The sequence below is a fragment of the Rhizobium sp. R711 genome (assembly GCF_002211365.1).
Lineage (GTDB): Bacteria > Pseudomonadota > Alphaproteobacteria > Rhizobiales > Rhizobiaceae > Rhizobium.
In genome coordinates, this window is sequence record NZ_LOKZ01000039.1 from 91,055 (window position 1) to 107,021 (window position 15,967).

Annotated in this window: 14 protein-coding genes; 4 read left to right on the forward strand and 10 right to left on the reverse strand. The window is 57.9% G+C overall.

What is annotated here, in order from left to right:
• Positions 1-77: 77 nt before the first annotated feature.
• The 6 genes from ATY80_RS30075 to ATY80_RS27790 all read right to left on the reverse strand — a co-directional run bounded on the left by ATY80_RS30075 (position 78) and on the right by ATY80_RS27790 (position 6,421).
• Positions 78-401, reverse strand: a complete 324-nt coding sequence (locus ATY80_RS30075) for a transposase (RefSeq protein WP_280950711.1) — start codon at positions 399-401, stop codon at positions 78-80.
• A 257-nt stretch (positions 402-658) separates the two neighbouring features.
• Positions 659-1,912, reverse strand: coding sequence for a HipA domain-containing protein (locus ATY80_RS27770; protein ID WP_088695490.1), 1,254 nt, complete (start codon positions 1,910-1,912; stop codon positions 659-661).
• Positions 1,905-2,219, reverse strand: a complete 315-nt coding sequence (locus ATY80_RS27775) for a helix-turn-helix domain-containing protein (RefSeq protein WP_088695491.1) — start codon at positions 2,217-2,219, stop codon at positions 1,905-1,907. The genes ATY80_RS27770 and ATY80_RS27775 overlap by 8 nt, the downstream gene beginning before the upstream one ends.
• 552 nt (positions 2,220-2,771) lie before the next feature.
• Positions 2,772-3,797 (reverse strand): ABC transporter permease, encoded by a 1,026-nt coding sequence (locus tag ATY80_RS27780; RefSeq protein ID WP_088695492.1) that lies wholly within the window; start codon positions 3,795-3,797, stop codon positions 2,772-2,774.
• A 43-nt stretch (positions 3,798-3,840) separates the two neighbouring features.
• Complete coding sequence (locus ATY80_RS27785) at positions 3,841-5,379, reverse strand: sugar ABC transporter ATP-binding protein (protein ID WP_088695618.1); 1,539 nt, start codon at positions 5,377-5,379, stop codon at positions 3,841-3,843.
• A 79-nt stretch (positions 5,380-5,458) separates the two neighbouring features.
• Complete coding sequence (locus tag ATY80_RS27790) at positions 5,459-6,421, reverse strand: sugar-binding protein (protein WP_088695493.1); 963 nt, start codon at positions 6,419-6,421, stop codon at positions 5,459-5,461.
• Positions 6,422-6,854: 433 nt separating this feature from the next.
• Here ATY80_RS27790 and ATY80_RS27795 point away from each other — a divergent pair, with 433 nt between their 5' ends.
• Positions 6,855-7,904 (forward strand): LacI family DNA-binding transcriptional regulator, encoded by a 1,050-nt coding sequence (locus ATY80_RS27795; RefSeq protein WP_088695619.1) that lies wholly within the window; start codon positions 6,855-6,857, stop codon positions 7,902-7,904.
• Positions 7,905-8,150: 246 nt separating this feature from the next.
• On the opposite strand, the gene ATY80_RS27800 is transcribed toward ATY80_RS27795, so the two are convergent.
• Positions 8,151-8,555 carry a type II toxin-antitoxin system VapC family toxin gene (locus tag ATY80_RS27800; RefSeq protein WP_088695494.1) on the reverse strand — a complete coding sequence of 135 codons (405 nt, stop codon included), beginning with the start codon at positions 8,553-8,555 and terminating at the stop codon, positions 8,151-8,153.
• Positions 8,552-8,785 carry an AbrB/MazE/SpoVT family DNA-binding domain-containing protein gene (locus tag ATY80_RS27805; protein ID WP_088695495.1) on the reverse strand — a complete coding sequence of 78 codons (234 nt, stop codon included), beginning with the start codon at positions 8,783-8,785 and terminating at the stop codon, positions 8,552-8,554. Before ATY80_RS27805 ends, ATY80_RS27800 begins: the two co-directional genes overlap by 4 nt.
• A 1,139-nt stretch (positions 8,786-9,924) precedes the next feature.
• On the opposite strand from ATY80_RS27805, the gene ATY80_RS27820 reads away from it, so the two are divergent.
• A complete protein-coding gene (locus ATY80_RS27820) occupies positions 9,925-10,128 on the forward strand; it encodes a heavy-metal-associated domain-containing protein (RefSeq protein ID WP_088695497.1) in 204 nt (67 codons plus the stop codon).
• Positions 10,129-10,170: 42 nt separating this feature from the next.
• On the opposite strand, the gene ATY80_RS27825 is transcribed toward ATY80_RS27820, so the two are convergent.
• Complete coding sequence (locus ATY80_RS27825; RefSeq protein ID WP_088695498.1) at positions 10,171-11,634, reverse strand: multicopper oxidase domain-containing protein; 1,464 nt, start codon at positions 11,632-11,634, stop codon at positions 10,171-10,173.
• A 566-nt stretch (positions 11,635-12,200) separates the two neighbouring features.
• Here ATY80_RS27825 and ATY80_RS27830 point away from each other — a divergent pair.
• Complete coding sequence (locus ATY80_RS27830) at positions 12,201-14,678, forward strand: heavy metal translocating P-type ATPase (protein ID WP_088695499.1); 2,478 nt, start codon at positions 12,201-12,203, stop codon at positions 14,676-14,678.
• 52 nt (positions 14,679-14,730) lie between these two features.
• Positions 14,731-15,198, forward strand: a complete 468-nt coding sequence (gene cueR, locus ATY80_RS27835) for a Cu(I)-responsive transcriptional regulator (protein WP_088695500.1) — start codon at positions 14,731-14,733, stop codon at positions 15,196-15,198.
• Between the two features lie 2 nt (positions 15,199-15,200).
• Here the strand turns inward: cueR and ATY80_RS27840 are convergent, their stop codons facing one another.
• Positions 15,201-15,737, reverse strand: a complete 537-nt coding sequence (locus ATY80_RS27840; RefSeq protein WP_088695501.1) for a cytochrome c — start codon at positions 15,735-15,737, stop codon at positions 15,201-15,203.
• Between the last annotated feature and the right edge of the window lie 230 nt (positions 15,738-15,967).

Below are 15,967 nucleotides of genomic sequence, written 5' to 3' on the forward strand. Positions count from 1 at the left end.
GAGATCGAAGGGGCTATCTGGACCTTTGCGGAAATCGACGGGATGACTGGCCAAAAAGACCTTCGCACCAGCGGGGATCATGCAGACCGCACCGCGCGGATCAGCCTGACGAGATGGGGCTCGTCGATCCCGACATTCACGCGGATCACTGCGTCGCCGATCATGATGTCCGCGGTAGAGGTTTCGCCCCGAGCCGTATCAACAACAGCCTCCGCTTTCAGTCGGGCATTGCGCCGCCATGTGAACAGCTGCGAGGGGTCGATCCCTATGCGCCTTGCCACCGCCGAAACGCTCGCACCCGGCTCCATGCTTTCGGCTACCGCCTGAGCCTTGAACTCATCTGACCAGCGTCGAACCTCTCGCGGCGCGCCCTCCAGGCGACCCGCAACGGCTTCGATCATATGGAACGTTCTATGTTCGGACATAGCTTCAGACATCGCAATCCATACCAAGCTCATTCCCTGAGCTCACATGAATAAGCGCGATGCCTTGCTATCGCCAGACGGGGTCAATGCACCGCTTACAATGCAGCCGAGCTAATTGTCGTCCAGGAGGTGCCGTCGTCAGAATTGTTGGAGATGCCCTTTGGCAGGCGTGAAGATGCGCGAGGAGAACCAGCAGGCTAGGACAGAGTTTCGTCACGCTCGGCCGGACGGCCTCAGCCCGCACACGTGCCAAGGATCGGTGTCATCAGACGCACATGAGTATCGATACGCTCGAGAACTTTCTCCGGAACGACGTTCCGTTCCGGCAGTAACCACCAAAGTTCGTTCACGCGCTCGACCGTGTCGATCACCGCCTGGAATACGGCCGCTTCCGGCAAGCGCGCGCGATTGGCGAACGCTTTCCAGCGCTGCACGTTCATCGCCTTGAATGGTCGATCGCCGGCGAGCGACAGAGCCATGGCATCCGCAGGGATGTAAGGAACTGTCGAGAGCATATCGTAGACAGGCGCGAGTTGCGGTTTGTCGCCAGCCTCGCGATAGATCAATGACCAGTTCTTCAGGTGCATGTCGCCATTGCCGGTTATAGCAGCCAGAGCCAGCCGGCGGACGAACTCGAGCGCGGCGGTGGACGAAACGGCAACGTTCAAGGCTGTAGCGATATCTTGATAGGCGGCTCCTTCGTACTTCCGCGAAGGATAGACGCCGAACACCTGTGCGAAATCTTCGATATGGATCCGCTCGCCGCCTTCGCCACGATCGAAGCGTTTGACGAGCAGGACTTTTCCGTCCGACAGCGTCTCGAACTCTTTTGGAATACCCTCGAACTCCGATTGCTCAACGAGTTCACGTTCCGGAACCTCCATGCCGATCGCTTCAGCCAATGCAAGATTGGCATATTCGTTTTCCGACACGCCAGGAAACGAGGTAGATGGAAACTTGGCGACATACGCCCCCTGATCGTCGCCAAGCGGTAACGTCAGTCCACCGCCCTTCCCCGTGTTCTTGATGACCGAAAGCTTCATCTGAACGCCGGCGAGCGAAAATCGGGCTTTCGGCTTGGGAGCGGCCGGGTTGTCAAAACGCACAACCGTTCTGTCACTCGGCATGACGCGGACTGCACCCGGCAGATCCGACCCGAGCGCGACGAGCAGGTCGAAATCGTTTCCCGCGCGAACACTCCCCGCGTGGTGTTTCTCCATCGCCTCGCGCAGCTTGTTTTCGGGGAGCAGATTGGCAAAGAACGCTGGCAGCGCTCTGGCAACGGGTTTCGGGTCCTTGCGCAAGCCGCCTGTGGACGCGCGGAACGACAGGCTGAGCACCGGAAAGCCGCCGGTTGCGCGATAGCTCTCCTCGAAGCTGAAGGCGTTGAAGTCGCCGGGCGTCCTAACGATCGTGCCGACTTTCGCGTCGTTCAGCAGCACGTCAAGCGACGAAATGGATCTCGGATCAGAAGAAGCCTCAGACATTCTCATCCCCGTCTGGATGAGCAATGAATGCCGGGAGATCGTCGAGATCGTCATGCGGCCGCAGCAGCACATCGACGGCCGGAACCATCGCCTGCGGTATGAGCATCAATTCAAGCCCGAGTGCGCGGGCGATGTTGATCAGGGTCGTCGTGCGCGCTGCACTGCTTCCGGCTTCGATCTCACGATAGCGGGGACGCGATATACCAGCGAGGTCGGCAACCTGCTCCTGTGTTAGTTGCTTGCCTTTACGAGTAGCCTTCAGCAGTTGCCCGATTTCCAGCAGGGCATCTGACTCAGATCGTGCCATACTACCTACCCAACCATTATCCTTGGAATAGGGCGGTTTATCTCAAAATTACTGGCGTCGGTCAACGAAAAAGACATAAATAGGGATCATTTTTTATAATTTGATCCTTTTATATATCATTCATGCTGTTATTCAAATGGCCACGCCACAGCTAGCGAGTCCTACCCATCATACATGCTTTGTTAAAGGCAGACCCCTATTCCCGCTCGCCCTCGGCACTGGTGCCAGAGAGAAACGGAATGAGCATGCCCAAACACGATCTTTCGCGATATCGGAGGTGAATCACGCTTCGATCGCTGAGAAAACCGAAATCTGAAATCGCAAGGAAACAGATCGAAAAACATTCGTTTCTTGCGATATCGATTACTGGGAAGCGTCCAATATACGCGAAATATCAATCGCTTCCGGATACTTCACGGCCGACTAAAGAATGGCCACTGAACGTACGTGCCTCGTCAGGCGCGAGTCACCCCTTGAGGCTGCGCACGGCGATCTCGCCGAGCTTCGTGCCCGTGCACAGCGTTTAAACCCGTGTGGCGTGGTTCAACGGATCTAGTCCTGATTGGCAACCATTGGCAATGAACCCTCGTCGTGAAGGCGGGCGTCGGTCTGTCGGGCTGCGGCCACGAGACGTCGTTGTGCCCGGATTGCATGCCATTGCTGGTCGATCAGGACGCCGATCAGGATCACACCGCCCATAACGGCAAAATTCAGCGACGACGGGATGCCGAGCAGGTTCACGAGGTTCTGCAACTCCTGGAGCAAAACGGTACCGAGCACGACGCCGATGATCGATCCCTCACCGCCGCGCAGTGAAAATCCGCCAAGCACGGCAGCGGCAATAGCGTAGAGTTCGTAGAACTGCCCGTGGCTTGCTGGTGAAATCGAGCGCGTGTACATGGCAAAATAGATCGCCGAAAGCGCAGTGAGCAATCCGCAGATGATGTAGGCCGACATGATCATGCGACCCGTGCGAATGCCGCAATAGCGGGCTGCCTCCTCGTTCTTGCCGATTGCGTAAAGATAGCGCCCGAATACGGAGCGATGCAGCACCACCCACATGATCACAGTAATGATGGTGAGCGCGATAAAGGTGTTTGGAACGCCGTAGAGCCGGCCCGCCGTCAGAAATTCGAGGTCAGGGAAATTCTGGCCGAAGGCAAATCCCGCCGTCCCGTCGGCGGTATAGAACCGTGCAGCCCCACGATAGATCAGCAAGCCGCATAACGTCACGACGAAGGGCTGCAGAACCAGCCTGGTAATCAGCCACCCATGAATGGCACCGATGAGCGCGCCAAGCACGAGGATGAGCGGCAGCGCCAACATCCAGGACATATCCTCCACCGCAATGAAATCGATGAACAGGACACCGAGAAGCGCGACGAGCGAGCCGACGGAAAGCTCGATACCGCCTGTAATAATGACAAAGGCCTGGCCGATCGAAAGAATGCCAAACAGGCCAATCAGGTTGGCAGTGTTCGCCAGATTGATCGGCAGCAAGAATCGCGGATTGATGATGGCGACGACGATGCCGACGACGACGATCAAAAGCAGCAATCCAAGGTCTTTCTTGATCATTCGAGATCCGTTCCCCGAAACCTGTTCATGGTGGCCGCGGCCGCTATTTTACGCTCTTGCCGACGGCAAGCAAAAGAACGCTTTCCTGGCTGAAGTCGTCCTCTTCCAAAATCCCGGCGATCTGACCCTCATGCATGACAGCGATGCGATCAGAAACGCCAATCACCTCTTCCATATCGCTCGAGATCATCAGGATGGCGACGCCAGCATCAGCAAGGGACCGCATCAGCCCGTAGATTTCGTTCTTCGCCCCGATATCGATGCCGCGTGTCGGCTCGTCAAAGATCATCACCTTCGGGCTCATCGACAGCCATTTGGCAAGCACCACCTTCTGCTGATTGCCACCCGACAAAGTGCCGGTCCGGGTCGAAACGGAAGGTGCCTTGATGCCAAGGCGAAGGCGTTGCTTCTCGGCCGTCGCCGTTTCTCGGTCGGCCGAGAGCATGTGGCGATTGGCAAGCTTGGGAAGATCGGCAAGTGTGATATTTTGGGCAATCGGGAAATCGAGGAGAATGCCGTTGCGCTTGCGGTCCTCGGGCACCAGAAAAATCCCGCGAGCGACGGCCTCACGCGCGGAAGCGACGACAATTTGATGGCCGTCCTGCAGAATGGTTCCGCCGTAACTCCGGTCAATGCCGAAGAGCACCCTTGCGAGTTCGGTGCGCCCCGAGCCGACAAGGCCGGCAAGCCCGAGGATTTCTCCATACCGGATGTCCAGATCAACAGGTCGGGATGGATAGGCCGCGGTACGCACGCTGCTTGCTGCCAGCGCAACGGAGCCGGGCGCGCGCTGCGGCTTCGCCGTGCGTGCCGCAAGCACCCTGCCAATCATCAGCTTGACCATCTGATCGTGGCCAATCTCGGCCTTGGCTAGCGTGCCGGCGAGCGTGCCATCGCGTAGAACGACGACGCGGTCGGCAACGCGCTCGACCTCATGCAGGCGATGCGAGATGAAAATGACACTGATGCCATCCGCTTTCAGGGATTTGATTATGCTCAAAAGCCGCTCGGTTTCGGCCAACGGAAGGCTGGATGTGGGCTCATCGAAGATGACGAGCCTCGCATTGATCGACAATGCCTTGGCGATTTCCACCATCTGCTGCTCGGCAAGCGAAAGCGACGCCACGGGAGTGTCGGCGGAAAAATGCGCCCCTACGCGCTTCAGAAGCGGCCTTACCATCTGCCGCAGTCGATCACGATCGACGAGCTTGAGAGGTCCCTTCAACGGCTCGCGGCCTAGGAAGATATTGGCGGCGACGTCGAGGTTTTCGAAGAGATTGAGTTCCTGATGGACGAAAGCGATACCCGACGAGATGCTCGATTCGACACTGAGCGACTGAAGCTCCGTCCCGTCGAGCAGGATCGTGCCGCGGTCGGGCGCGATCACGCCGCCGAGGATCTTCATGAGCGTCGATTTTCCTGCCCCGTTCTCGCCGACGAGGCCAATGACTTCGCCGGGCATGATGTCCAGTGAAAGGCCGTCAAGTGCGACAACGCCCGGATAAGTCTTTCCGACACCGGAAAGAGAAAGGAACGGTGTCGTGCACACGTCTGTTGAGGGAATGTCGGAGCTGTAGTTCATTGCCGGTCCATGGCTGCTGATGCTGTCGGCATGAAACATTGCTCGCGGCGGCGACTGGTGCCGCCGCCGCGAGGAGGGACTACTTGCCGGCCATGGCCTTCAGGTTGGCGGCATACTTGTCGACGTCATCCTTGCCGATAATTACCGTCGGGATGATGATCAGACCGTTGTCTGGAACGCCAGACTTGTCGCCCTTGAGATAGGCCGCCATCAGCTTCATGCCCTGGTAGGCCCATTCGAACGGCTGCTGCACGACGGTCGCCGCGACCGTGCCTTCCTTGACACCACCCAGTGTGATCGGATCGTCATCGAAGCCGACGACGGTGATCTGGCCGAGTTTGCCTGCGTCGCGCAACGCCTCATAGATGCGCGGCGTGTTGTAGGAGTAAAAGCCGACCATGCAGGTCACGTCGGGGCTGGCAACCAGCGCGTCCTCCACGTTCTTCTTGGCTCGGGTCTGGTCAATATCGTCGCCGCGTACATCCGTCAGCTCGATCTTCGTTCCCTTAAGCCCGTCCTTCATGCCCTCGATGCGTTCCTTGGCATTGTCTGCGCCGAGAAGTCCGACGAAGCCGATGCACTTGCCGCCATCGGGCATTGCCTTCTTGGCGATTTCAGCGGCCTGCTTGCCAGCGTCAATGTTGGATGAACCAATATAGGCAACACGGTTGGTCTGCGGTGCGTCGCTGTCGGTGGTAAAGAGTGCGGTCTGCGAACCAATTTTGTTCAGGCCCTCAGTTTGGGTCTTGGGATCGACAGCGGAGACCATGACGCCCTTGACGCCTGCACTAACTAGATCTTCCATCAAGCGCTGCTGAACCGCGACTGACGCTTGTTCAGGATACTTCAGCTCCATGTTGTAGTCTGGCATCTCAGCCTGTGCCTTCTTCACGCCCGCCTCGGCGGCCTTCCAGAAGTCGGACGCGCCATTGACCACGAAGGCGAGCGTGGGCTTGTCGGCAGCGTGAGATACCGCCACCGGCGCGGCACTCAGCATCAATCCGGTGAGGAACAAGGCTGCATTGCGTTTCAGCTGCTTCATCATACACCTCCCGAAGGGCCGGTAGCACGGGCCCATTTGTGACTTGCGGCCGGCCGGATGCGCGCCCCCTCCAAGGGTCGTCACAGAGCGACGAGTGGCATAGGTTCCGTTCGCCCCCTGACGGTATACAAGAATTCTAATTAGTAAATAGTATTATCAATATGGATCAAAACATTTCATAGAACAGCATCGTGAAATGGATTTTGTGCTGAGAAATGGTCGTTTACTTACCATAGTTATTCAACTTTCATGTGATTGCTAATCACGACGAATGAGTGCTAATATTATTACCATAAATCATCAATCATGCACTTTCACCGATCGTGCAAAGGTCCTGCAGGAAATGGGAAAGACCAAGATCTCGGACGAGAACGGGCCTGCGACAAGCAAGCCTTCGCGAAACCGAAAGGCTTTTCGCCCCGAGCGCGTGACCATGATGGATATTGCCAAGGCGGCCGGTTGCTCGCAGGCGGCCGTCTCCTTCGTCCTTAACAACACGCCCGGCACCCGCATCTCGCAGCAGACCCGGGACCGCGTGTTCGAGGCAGCACGCGCGCTTGGCTATATGGGGGCGACTTATGCAACGCAGACCTCCTACTCGGGTCTGGACAACGTGATCGGTTTCGCCGTCGACCAGCTCGCGACCAGCCCGGAAGCGATCGTTGCGATTGAAGGGGCGCGGCAGGCTTCCTGGAACGCCGGCAATGTCCTGTTGGTAACGCAAACTCTCAGCGATCCCGTCATGGAGCCAAGGGCGATCGAAGCGTTGACGAGCGGCGGCATATCGGCGCTCATTTACATGACAATCTACACGCGTGAGGTTGAGCTTCCCCCCTATTTTTACAAGCTCAACATCCCGACGGTACTGCTAAACTGTTATACGGCGGATTATGCATTTCCCTGCGTTGTGCCGAGCGAAATCGCTGGCGGACAGAGTTCTACCCGGCATCTGATCGCGCACGGACACCATCGCATTGCGACGATCACCGGCGAAATCTGGATGCAGGCAGCGCAGGACCGACTGACCGGATACCGCCGTGCGCTCGCGACCGCCGATATTCCCTTCGATCCTGAACTGGTCATCGAAGGCAACTGGTCGGCCAGCGCTGGCTATTCCGCGACAATGGAGCTGTTGGCTCTGAAGGAGCCGCCGACAGCGATCTTCTGCCAAAACGACAGAACTGCGATCGGATGCTACGAGGCGCTGAAGGAGGCCGGTCTTCGCATTCCCCAAGACATGTCTGTGGTGGGTTACGACGACGAAGAAATCTCGCGGCATCTCGTCCCTCCACTAACGACTTCTGTCCTTCCTCATCTAGCCATGGGCCAATGGTCGATCGAACATCTCAACCCGGAAAGCCTTCCCGGCAAGAAGCGTTATCCCATTACGAAGCTCGAATGCTCTCTCGTCAAGCGCCACTCTGTCGCGGCACCTCCCGTCAAACGGCCAAGGAGCCTCCGCGGCGATCAAACTGCGCAATAGAGCAGACATTGCGAATGAGCCTAGCAAATGTGATCAGCTGCCTGAGGACGCCATCCATCTTCGCCACAAGCTCGACCGACAGGATGATCTTTTGCGACGACGTCTCCCTTCCTGACACCATCTCAGAGCCAACCGAAAATGTCGCGCTAAATACCCGACCAGGCATTCAGGCTCGCTGCCTGGCTTGACCGCGCGAACCAACTTGCCTGCCGCGTCGGGCAGGCGGCAGTATTTTCCAAAATTCCTTCATGAGGTCGGCGAGATCAGCTCGACGGTCGGGAAGTATGACCGATAGCGACTGACGTCTCGCGTCAGCAGTGGCAGTTGCCGAACGGCTGCATGTGCGCCGATGAAAAAATCGGGTAGTACGCCTGTCCGGGACCCTCCAACGCGGCGATATTGCGTAAACACCTTGCCCGCAAGAAAAAGCGCTTCCCGCGGAAACGGTGTCATCACAAGATCAGCATCTTCTATAAACGAATCAAGGTCTTCGATCCGTTCGTAGCGAACCGCAATTTCGGCGTAGACGACGTCGTTGATCAACAACGGCCCTGCAAGGCTCGCGTCTTCAAGTTGCTGGATCGACCAATCGGCCCAAATTGGGTCGTTGGTCACGAGATCGAGCAAGATGTTCGTGTCGACAAGTGTCACTCTTCACCACGCGTCAGTGCCATGATGGCGTCAGTGCTAAGCCCCTTTCCCGCATGACCTCGAAGTCGCTGGAAACGGCTTGCGGGCTGCTTTTTGTCAGCACGCGTGAGAACGACACTCCCATCCGCAGTTCTATGGAAGTCGACCTTGCTTCCCGGGGCGATGCCAAGCAGTTCCCGCACCGCCTTTGGGATGGTGACCTGTCCCTTTGATGTAACGGTCGTCGTCATTCCTGAGCCCTTGTAATACTCGCACTTTAAAAGGTATTACTGGTCGGCCGGGATTTCAATAGGTCTCCCTTGCCTGTGAACTGTTCTAAACTCGAAAACCCGGTTCTGGACGCATAGCGAACCTTTTTCACAAGGATCGTTCGATGGCATCGCGAAGTCGCAAGAGCGCAATTGAGCGGTCGCTTATTTCTTGCCGCTTGGCCGCCCTCCAACGATATGTTTCCTACGAAAATGTTGTCGTCCATGACAGCGGGTATGGCATCCTTGCTTGGGATGATGCCCAGCTTCATCGTCAGAAACGGGATATCCGTTTCCGCGTGGATGACGCTTTAAGGCAGCGTCAGCCATTGCACGGGCCGCACGACCCGCAAGAACTGCAGCTGGGTCCTCGCACAGCTCAACCCTGCAAAAACGAGCACCGGGCAAGCCCCGAACCTGTCTGGTGACCTGCCAAACAAAGCGGCATTAGGTAGCAAAGACCACCAAAAGCGATTTATATCGCTGAACTAAAGCGACAATTTCGCTCAAATTGCCGGCCTCATGTAGCAAATGCCGCAGGATTCTGAGTGTAAAGATTTTGCTCCATGGTCTGCATTTGTCGGCCGTCGCGGAGTTGAAGAGCAAGTTGGCGGAAGTTGAGGCGAGGAGGTCAACGCTGCCCCATACGGTTCGCCCTCGGGCGGGGTGAAAGCCGTCAGCCTATCCGCGTCGCTCTGGTAATCAGGCTTAGCCTTTCGAGAGCGGTTACCCCGTCTAGGTCCAGTCAGCGCTGACGCCAGGCTCATAGCTCAGGACGACGCGATCCAGCGCGCCCATGAGCGCATGAATCTCGATTTGCTCCGTCGCAATCTGCTGCAACCTCCCGACCAACGCGGCCCGCTTCCGCTTCAACTCCTACGCTACACTCATTGGAGGCTCCGTTTTTCATTGGAACTAGGGTAGTCGGGATGCCATTTCAGGTCTGGTGGTTTTTGCTACCTAATTCCGAACAAAGCGCTTCGATTCATTCTTTGTCTCTTCTCCCGATTCATGCTCATAAACCGGATCAAACCGCGGCCGAGCGTGCTTGCGTTCCCTCTTGACCTTCCCACCATGGGAAGCCCCACATAGTCCTTGTCACGTTGAATTGGAGACCTTCCATGTACGAATTCACTATCCAGAACATGACCTGTGGCCACTGTGCGGGTGCAGTGGAAAAGGCGATCAAGGCCGCTGATCCCGACGCTCGAGCCAAGATCGATCTCGCCACGCGGACGGCCAAGGTGGAAACGAGGCTCGACCCTGCCGCGATAGCAGCGGCCATCGAGAGTGCCGGATATCCGAGCAGCCTCACGTCGCTTTAGGATTTCGGGAGCGCCGCCCTTGCAGCTCTCCCGATACTTACCTTAAGCCTGATACGCGACATTGGTCATCATCCCGCTCGCCATATGGTAGAGGTGATGGCAGTGGAACGGCCAGCAGCCCGGATTATCGGCGTCGAAGGCGATGGTGACATGCGACATCATCGGTAGCAGCACAGTATCGCGAACAGCCCCGTTTATTGTCCGACCGTTGACGCCGATCACCTGGAACGTGTGGCCGTGCAGATGCATCGGATGTGACATCATCGACATGTTCCTCATCGCAACTTCGACGCGGTTTCCCCCGGCAACTTCAAGAGCGTCCGCCTGGATGCTCCAGCTGTACTTCGCCATATCTCCAGTCAGGGTGACCCCGTACGACCTTTCGGTCGGGCGATCATCATTGCGCTTCAGTGGACGTAAAACTTGTTCGAGATCGAGCCCAAGAAGCGGACCTTTCGCATCGCCAGTCGTGGCAATTCTTGAGATGTTCGCACCAGCCGTGGCAAGGATGAATCCGGTTTGTTGAGGAGCGCCCTCGCGACGAGCAAGAATTGGGTAGCTGCCGCCCTCTTTTGGAATCTCCAAAACAATATCGAGACGTTGGCCCATCGTGGCCGGAAACTGCCGCCCCTGGACAGGCTCGATATCGTGGCCGTCGACAGCAACGAGCGTAGCGTCCATTCCGCCCGTGTCGATGGTGAAGCCGGTCGCAGTCGCGCCATTGATCAAACGGATTCGAACCCGTCCGCCCTTCTCGACCTGGAAGATTTCAGGATCATCGAGCGTGCGGTCATTGGCGAGATAGGCATCGTATTCGATATCGTTGATGTCCATTGCTCCCATCGTCATTCGTTGACCCATGGGCATGTTGCCCATGTCCATCGTCATGGAATGGCCGGACATGTTCATCATGGAACCCATGTTATGCGCCGACATGCCCCTACCCGCGCTGCCCTTTCCTTTTAGACCGGCAAGCAGTTCCTCAGGCGATTTGAACGAAAAGTCGTGCAGTAGAACGACGACCTCCTGTTCGTCGCGTCGTTTGTCTTCGGCCGTGTGGATGATCAACGGCGCTGCAAGGAGGCTTTGCTCCTGCAGCGTATGGGCATGCATCCAGTGCGTTCCACCATATGCAAGGGGGAAGTTATAGCGCCGGGTTTTTCCCGATTTGATCAGAGCGGCGGGATTGTCAGGTACGCCGTCCTGCTCCCACGGCGGTGTCAGCCCATGCCAGTGGATCAGTGTTGGCGCGTCGATCTGGCTGGACAGCTCGACATCGAAAGCCGCGTCGGCGTCGAGTATCAGCCCTGGCGAGCCATCTGGCCGCGTCAGGCCGAGGACGCTCGCAGGCTTTCCATTCACCTCGATGGTTCTCTTGACGATGTTCAGTTTCCCGGTTGATCCCGCCACAGTATTGGTCTCGGCACTTGCCGGGGTGGTGACGGGATTGACCACGGCATAGGCGGCGGCAGCCATCGTGCGGGTAAGAAATTCGCGTCTGTACATGTCGTTGTCCGGTTTCGAGAATCTCGGCGCATTGCGCCAGCGGAGAAACGTCAGACAGCAAAACGGGGCGGATCGAGCCCGGGCGGCACCGCATTTCCCGTCAAGGGCGATACCTGAACGAGATAGACAACAGGGTGGGAGACCGGCTGGAACACCGAAGTTCCCGTACCTATCGGTGCTGCGCATATCGAGCAAATCGAGACACAGCAGTTTCCGGCTGCCAGATGCGACGGGTCGGAGTGGCGATGGGCACGGCCCGCCGCCGCTTCAGGGTGCCCCTGCAACAGGAGCTGCCCACGCACTGAGCCATCAGCGCAAGGGTGAGCATGTGCGGCGGCAACCGACGCCAATACCAGGCCAATGGTCAAAACGACCATTCCGACCAATCGCATCATTGCTCTATGAAAATTCGCTGCCATGCCATCCAGCCTATTAGGGACCGACTGCCACAGTAAACATGACGGCTTGACGCGGCGTTGATCCACATCAAACAGGTGAAGGATAACCCTTGACCTTCCCATCATGGGAAGGATTACTTATCTATGCAGTGAAATGAGGATTCTCCCATGACTGCACTCTCGCCGTTCGAAAAAAGCACATCGATACCCATTCCGACCGAGTTCGAAATCGACGGCATGTCATGTGCATCCTGCGTCGCCCGCGTGGAGAGGGCGATTTGGGCTCTTCCAGGTGTCAACACCGCATCGGTCAATCTCGCGACCGAGCGAGCGACGGTGACGTTCAAGGACGTTGTCGATATCGGATCGGTCTTACGCGCGATTGAAAGCGCCGGTTATCAAGCCAAGACCGAGACCCGGGAATTCGGCATCGAAGGCATGACATGCGCCTCCTGCGTCGCCAGAGTTGAGAAGGCGCTCAAAGCCGTCCCCGGCGTCATAGACGCATCTGTGAACCTGGCGACCGAGCGGGCGACCATTCGGCTCGCTACCAGCGCGGTACAGACATCCGCCCTGGAAACGGCGGTGAGAAATGCTGGCTACGATGTTCGTCGGCTAGCGGCGACCGCCACGGAAGAACCCAAGGATCATCGCGCGGCCGAAATCTCGAAACTCAAGGCGCTGCTGATCGTCTCCGCTGCCCTGACACTTCCCCTCTTCCTTCTTGAGATGGGGTCGCACTTCATTCCCGGCGTCCATGAGTTGATCATGGACACCATTGGTATGCGGAACAACCTGTACCTGCAATTCGTCCTCGCGAGCATCGTCCTGTTTGGTCCCGGCCTGCGCTTCTTCCGGACGGGCGTCCCGAACCTCCTGCGCTGGACGCCTGACATGAACTCGCTGGTCGTTCTCGGCACGACGGCGGCATGGCTGTATTCGGTCGTGGCGACCTTCGCACCATCGGTGCTGCCCTCTGGGACCGTCAACGTCTACTACGAAGCCGCAGCCGTCATCGTAACGTTGATCCTGCTTGGTCGCTTCCTCGAAGCTCGTGCCAAGGGCCAGACCAGCCAGGCCATCAAACGGCTAATCGGCCTCCAGGCAAAGACCGCCTTCGTCTCGCGCAACGGTGAGTTTGTCGAAATCCGGATCGAAGATGTAGTCGTCGGTGATCTTGTCCGCATCAGGCCGGGAGAGAAGGTACCGGTCGACGGTGTCGTCGTGACCGGCATTTCCTATGTCGATGAGTCCATGATCACGGGCGAGCCGGTACCAGTCGAAAAGGCTGTCGACAGTGAAGTTGTTGGTGGGACGATCAACACGAATGGCGTTTTCACCTTCACGGCAACAAAGGTGGGCAGCGACACACTGCTGGCGCAGATCATCAAGATGGTCGAGGCCGCCCAAGGATCGAAACTGCCAATTCAGGCCTTAGTCGACAAGGTGACCGGCTGGTTCGTACCGGCGGTCATTCTGGCAGGAGCACTCACCTTTGCCGCCTGGTTTGTGCTTGGCCCGTCGCCTGCCCTGAGTTTTGCCCTCGTCAACGCGGTCGCCGTGCTGATCATCGCCTGCCCATGCGCTATGGGCCTGGCGACACCGACATCGATCATGGTCGGGACGGGTCGCGCCGCTGAACTTGGCATCCTGTTCCGGAAAGGCGAAGCACTGCAAAGCCTTCGGGAGGCCGACGTTGTCGCCCTCGACAAGACCGGCACGCTCACGAAGGGGCGGCCCGAACTGACCGATATCGATGTCCGCGACGGCTATGCGGAGGCGGAAGTGCTGCAACTGGTCGCCAGCGTCGAAACTCTGTCGGAACATCCGATTGCCAAGGCGTTGGCCGCAGCCGCATGGGAACGCGGAATTCGGGTGCTTCCGGTCGCCGACATCCAGGCCAATCCAGGCTTCGGCATTGAAGGTTCGGTGAACGGCCGCAAGGTTCTCGTGGGTGCTGATCGTGCCTTCCAAAAGGCAGGTATCGACATCAGCAGGTTTAGCGAGAAGGCGGCCGCCCTTGGCGATCAGGGCAAGTCCCCGCTTTACGCGTCCATCGACGGCAATCTAGCGGCGATCATTGCCGTGTCCGATCCGGTAAAGGAAACGACTCCAGCGGCTATCTCGGCGCTGCATGCGCTCGGCCTGAAGGTTGCGATGATCACAGGCGACAATAGACGCACAGCCGAAGCCATCGCTCGCCAGCTCGACATCGACGAGGTCGTGGCCGAGGTGCTGCCCGACGGCAAGGTGGAGGCCGTCAAGCGCCTGAGGACAGATGGGCGGAGTGTCGCCTTCATTGGAGACGGCATCAACGATGCTCCGGCATTGACCGAGGCGGACGTCGGCTTGGCCGTCGGCACGGGCACGGACATCGCAATCGAGAGCGCCGACGTCGTGCTGATGTCGGGCGATCTGACCGGGGTTCCCAAGGCAATCGCCCTCAGCAAGGCGACAATCGGAAACATCAAGCAGAACCTCTTCTGGGCCTTTGCTTACAACGTCAGCTTGATCCCGGTGGCGGCAGGCGTGCTTTACCCGGTGAACGGCACGCTGATGTCGCCGATATTCGCAGCAGCAGCCATGGCGATGTCCAGCGTCTTCGTGCTTGGAAACGCCTTGCGCCTCCGCTCGGTAAACCCATAACCCATGGAAAGCGGGCTGGCCCACCAGGGCCGCCCGTTCAAGGAGCTCAAACATGAATATCGGACAAGCAGCCAAGGCGAGCGGCGTTTCGGCGAAGATGATCCGCTACTACGAACAGATCAAGCTAATCACGCCCGCTCATCGCACGGAATCGAGTTACCGCACCTACACGGACAACGACATTCACACACTGCGCTTCATTCGCCGCGCACGCGATCTCGGATTTTCCGTAGAGCAGATGAAGACCTTGCTTGCTCTGTGGAGGGACCGTTCACGTGCCAGTGCAGACGTCAAGACCGTCGCGATGGAGCACATTGCCGAGCTGGAACGGAAGGCTGCTGCCATCCATGCGATGACCGAGACCCTGAAGCATCTGGCAAACCATTGCCACGGCGACGACCGCCCGGATTGCCCGATCATCGAGGAGTTCGCCAATGCGTCCGGTGGAGACGATATTCCATCGATGAACAGTCGCTTTGGTGTCAACGGCCTCAGGCCTGAGCAACCAATGCGCCGGTAATCCTATTCCGTTCGGTACCGGCTGTGGCAGGTCGTGCAGGTCTGCAGCATCAAATGGAAGGCATGCTCTGCGGGAATGGATGAGAGTTGCTCTTCGCTTCGAACATGGGTGCCAAGCGGTCCCCCGCCCATCGGCTCCCCCGGTTTCATCCGCATGCTGTCCGGCATTGCCGTTAAATTCTTCTCGGCAGCGACAGCGAGCGCTCCGGCATAGGACTTGAGATCGTCGGCAAGACGGTCGAAGCGCTCAGGTTCATCGGCGATATTCGGCTTGGCCTTCGAATTCGGAGAAGCGGCTGCCTGCGCAAAATGGCCGATTAATACCTGGCCAGCCTTGCCGCGAATGGTGTCAGCCGCCCGTCCGAACTCGGCTGCGTGATATGTCGAAGGCTCCTTGAACATGCCAGCGATGAACTTGGCAGCAGCGGCCATTGCCTTCATGTCCGCCTGGCGCATCGCCACAACGTCCTCAGCGGCGATAGTCTGCGCTGCGGCCAGGGGCAACAAAATCAAACAGCAGGTGATAATTTTGAGCTTCATGGCACCTCTTCGCTCAACGTAAGATGGGCGTACTTGCATATGCGTCACCCTTGAATTTGATCAGGATCAATGTCTTACTTTGAGGCCTCAGCTATCGGCAGACATTGGCGAGATTCAGCCCGAAACGGCTCACCAGAGGTCAAGGTCGGAAAGATATGGTCGCGGTCTTCATCGCACTCCTGCTTTTCCTCTCCCCGGCAATGCCAGGTCTCATGCCGGTGGCTTCTCCG